The 1877-nt window shown below is 71.5% G+C and carries 2 protein-coding genes; one reads left to right on the top strand and one right to left on the bottom strand.

The annotated features are described in order from the left end of the window. Positions 1-1256 (top strand): M4 family metallopeptidase (locus tag ACJA3G_RS36095; RefSeq protein ID WP_406557254.1); only part of this gene is annotated, 1256 nt, incomplete at its 5' end. Between the two features lie 35 nt (positions 1257-1291). Here the strand turns inward: ACJA3G_RS36095 and ACJA3G_RS36090 are convergent. After that, positions 1292-1861 (bottom strand): NADPH-dependent FMN reductase, encoded by a 570-nt coding sequence (locus tag ACJA3G_RS36090; protein WP_406557255.1) that lies wholly within the window; start codon positions 1859-1861, stop codon positions 1292-1294. Positions 1862-1877 lie beyond the last annotated feature (16 nt).

Raw genomic sequence — 1877 nt, 5'->3', positions numbered from 1 at the left:
TCCCCGCACCCCGCGCCGCCGCCCTCGCCTCCGCCGAGCTGCGCGCGGCCCACCCGGGCCTGACGGGCCTGACCGTCAGGCCCCAGCTCGTCGTGGACGCCCTGCACGGCGCCCCGAAGCTCGCCTGGCGGACCCAGACCGCCGCCCGGGACACCCACGGCAACCCCGTCGCGCGCGTGGTGCTCACCGACGCCCGCACCGGCGCCACGATCGACGCCTGGGACTCCATCGAGACCGCGGCCGGCGACGGCCAGTCCCTCTACAGCGGCACCGTGCCCCTGGAGACCACGCTGTCCGGGTCCACGTACCAGCTCAAGGACCCCACCCGCGGCAACACCTACACCGGCGACGCCCAGAACAAGACGGACCTGTGCTTCTTCGGCATCTGCTTCGTGCGGGCGCCCGCCGTGCTGTTCACCGACGCCGACAACCACTGGGGCACCGGCGCCAACGGCGACCGCGCGACGGCCGCCGTGGACGCGCAGTACGGCACCAACACGACCTGGGACTACTACAAGAACGTCCACGGCCGCAACGGCATCGCCGGCGACGGGAAGGGCTCGTACAACCGCGTCCACTACGGCAGCAACTACAACAACGCCTTCTGGGACGACAGCTGCTTCTGCATGACGTACGGCGACGGCGACGGCACCACCTTCGGGCCGCTCGTCGCGCTCGACGTCGCCGGGCACGAGATGTCGCACGGCGTCACCTCCAAGACCGCCGCCCTCACCTACTCCGGGGAGTCCGGCGGCCTCAACGAGGCCACCAGCGACATCATGGGCACCATGGTCGAGTGGTACGCGGGCAACTCCGCCGACCAGGGCGACTACCTCATCGGCGAGAAGATCGTGAAGCCGGGCTTCGGCAAGCCCGCCCTGCGCTTCATGGACAAGCCGTCCACGGACACCAAGTCGGCGGACTGCTGGTACTCGGGCGTCGGCAACCTCGACGTCCACTACTCCTCCGGCGTCGCCAACCACTTCGCCTATCTGCTCTCCGAGGGCAGCGGCGCCAAGGTGATCAACGGCGTCTCGTACAACAGCCCCACCTGCAACGGCTCCACGGTCTCCGGCATCGGCCACGAGAAGGTCGGCAAGATCTGGTACCGGGCCCTGACCGTCTACATGACGTCCTCCACCAACTACGCCGCCGCCCGCACGGCGACCCTCAACGCGGCGAAGGACCTGTACGGCAGCGGCAGCGCGGAACAGAACGCGGTCGCCGCCGCCTGGTCGGCGGTCGCCGTCGGCTGATCCCCGTCACCCCCGGCCCCGTCCGTGCGCCGCGCTCAGGCGGCGTACGGGCGGGCCTCTCTGGCCTCCCGCAGGGCCCTGCCCCACCAGGCGAGCTGGTCGAGCAGCCGCTTGACGGCGGCCTCGGGGCCGGTGGGCTCGCGCAGTTCGCCGCCGGGCTCGAACAGGCCGCCGGCGTGGTGGAGGCTGACCGTGTCCCGGACCGTGACCGCGTGGAGCTCGGCGAAGACCGTGCGCAGGTGCTCGACGGCCCGCAGGCCCCCCGACATACCTCCGTAGGAGACGAAGCCCACCGGCTTGGCCTGCCACTCGACGAAGTGCCAGTCGATGAGGTTCTTCACCGAGGCCGGGAAGGAGTGGTTGTACTCGGGGGTGAGGACCAGGAAGGCGTCGGCCCCGGCGAGCTTCGGGGTGACGGTGTCGAGGACCTCCCTGACCGGCGGTGCCGGGTCGTACGAGATCGAGGTCGGCAGCCGGGTCTCGGCGAGGTCGACCACCTCCACCGCGAAGTCGTCGCGCTCGCGCAGCCGGTCGAGCAGCCACCGGCCGACGACGGAGCCGAAGCGTCCCTCGCGGTCGGAGCCGAGGACGACGGCGAGGCGCAGGGGGGCGTTCTGGGGG

It is taken from the genome of Streptomyces sp. YS-3 (assembly GCF_045257485.1).
Classification (GTDB): Bacteria; Actinomycetota; Actinomycetes; order Streptomycetales; family Streptomycetaceae; genus Streptomyces.
This window is presented reverse-complemented; position numbering and strand designations above follow the sequence as displayed.